4 protein-coding genes are annotated in these 1,683 nt (G+C 43.0%); all 4 read right to left on the bottom strand.

Annotated features, from left to right (window positions below; all coding sequences use genetic code 11):
* The coding region (locus tag L977_RS24945; protein ID WP_231563531.1) for a hypothetical protein at window positions 1-317 on the bottom strand (317 nt) is incomplete at its 3' end.
* A gap of 15 nt (window positions 318-332) precedes the next feature.
* On the bottom strand, window positions 333-677 hold the full coding sequence (locus tag L977_RS09460) for a TrbC/VirB2 family protein (protein WP_052192616.1): 345 nt from the start codon (window positions 675-677) through the stop codon (window positions 333-335).
* Entirely contained in the window at window positions 664-1,335 is a 672-nt protein-coding gene (locus L977_RS09455; protein ID WP_047625640.1) for a lytic transglycosylase domain-containing protein, read from the bottom strand. Before L977_RS09455 ends, L977_RS09460 begins: the two co-directional genes overlap by 14 nt.
* 18 nt (window positions 1,336-1,353) lie before the next feature.
* Window positions 1,354-1,569: a hypothetical protein gene (locus L977_RS09450; protein ID WP_047625639.1), complete on the bottom strand. Its 216-nt coding sequence runs from the start codon at window positions 1,567-1,569 to the stop codon at window positions 1,354-1,356.
* Between the last annotated feature and the right edge of the window lie 114 nt (window positions 1,570-1,683).

Here is a 1,683-nt window from a genome sequence, read left to right as displayed (position 1 = left end):
TTATTCCATCGAGGGTTGCAAGGGGTAATTAATAAAGCTCGCCCATAAACCATATTCCGTACATACCGCCTCAGCATAAAGCGGAGGCGAGTAAGAAAGCGGCTGTCAGTCTCACAAATGATACGGACAACAACAAACATGGTTACGGGGATAATAAGGGCAATCAAACCGTACCAGCCAAACAGTGCGCAACTGAGAGCGGTAATGACAATACCCAGACCTACTATCCCTAACAGCACAAATTGAGGAACGCCAGCATAAGATGCCGTTCGTCCCATCGCATTATAGCTGTCAAAAGATAAGTCCTGTTCGTCCATATTATCCCCTCCGAATCAGGAAGTAGTTCCGAATACCTGCCAGAGAGCAGTAAAGACTACAATCGCTCCGCCAATCCAGATTGCCATGCTTAAATCACCGATGTAATCAAAGAAGGTTTTATCGTGATTTCCGGACATACGGGAAATAGCTAAACGAATACCCGATACAATCACACAGCACAAGACTACCGTACCCGCCAGTGTGTATAGGCCAATCTGAATGTTTTTTGCATACTGATTAAGAATATCCAGCCAACCGGTATCACCGGCAGCTAATGCATAGGGTGAAAAAGCCAACATCAGAATTACCATAAGGTAATTTCTAAATGCTGACTTATTCATATAGTTAACTTTTAACATCCGTTTGTTCCTCTTGAGTTGTACCAGCAGACGGTTCGCTTATGCCTTGCGTTGGTGCGCTATTGCTTTGCGTTGGTACGCTGTATTTTGGATACTGCTGTAAAACATCCCAGTCATCATACGTTGGCCGTTCTTGTCTGGGAGACTGATCAGGTATTCCATTATCATTTAAAGCGGGAACCTTAATACCGGTTGTATTTACGGCTACCACTCTGTCAACATAACTAGTCCCGTTATTTTCCTTTACAAACCCCCTTGTATAATTACCGCTGTAGTAACATGAAAATGTCTTCAAAAGAGCCTGCTGTTGATCACCCGAACCTTTTAAGGCTCGGGCGTAACAATCTTTTAATAGATCCGAACTCATTTTCAAATTTGTACACGGAGAAAATACTGCTTCAGCATTATCGGGATCAAAATACTGGCGGTTGATCTGCCCCAGACCGATACTGAAATTGGCTTTCTCCTTAACAAGCTGTTTGACAGCTGCTAACGCTTCTTCTTTGGTTTGTGGTTGGCGTTTAAGCGACTTACCGACAACTCCAATTGCCCACGGATTAAAACCAGATTCAGTTTTTACTATCCGGGCTAAAGTATCAGGGGCAACATCAGGAGCGCACTGAATCGCCAGCGCCAGAAAAGTCGCTGTAGAGATCATTACCGTGCCTTTGGTTTATTAATTGTCGCTGTTCTTGAGAATTTTCTTTTTGGCCTGCTCACCAAAATTCTCAATAAGGTATCTTACGAATGCAGATGCTGGCATGTTTTTTCTGCGCTCGTAACCGATTTCTGTACATAGTTCTTCAAGCTTCTGTCGTGGTTCCGCAGCGATATAAACGTTATTTGAGTATTTTGCTTCCGATTTATCTTTGTTCTGCACTTTACTAGGCATTTTTGCTCCGTGATATACGTGTAGGTAACTCCAGCATCGAAAATAAAATGTCAATGCGAACAGCGGGTTCTTCTGCTGACGTAATTTTTTCTATCTTCTTTTTTAACTCGCTGG

The sequence above is a fragment of the Enterobacter sp. ZOR0014 genome, from assembly GCF_000798855.1.
GTDB lineage: Bacteria > Pseudomonadota > Gammaproteobacteria > Enterobacterales > Enterobacteriaceae > Enterobacter > Enterobacter kobei.
This window is presented reverse-complemented; position numbering and strand designations above follow the sequence as displayed.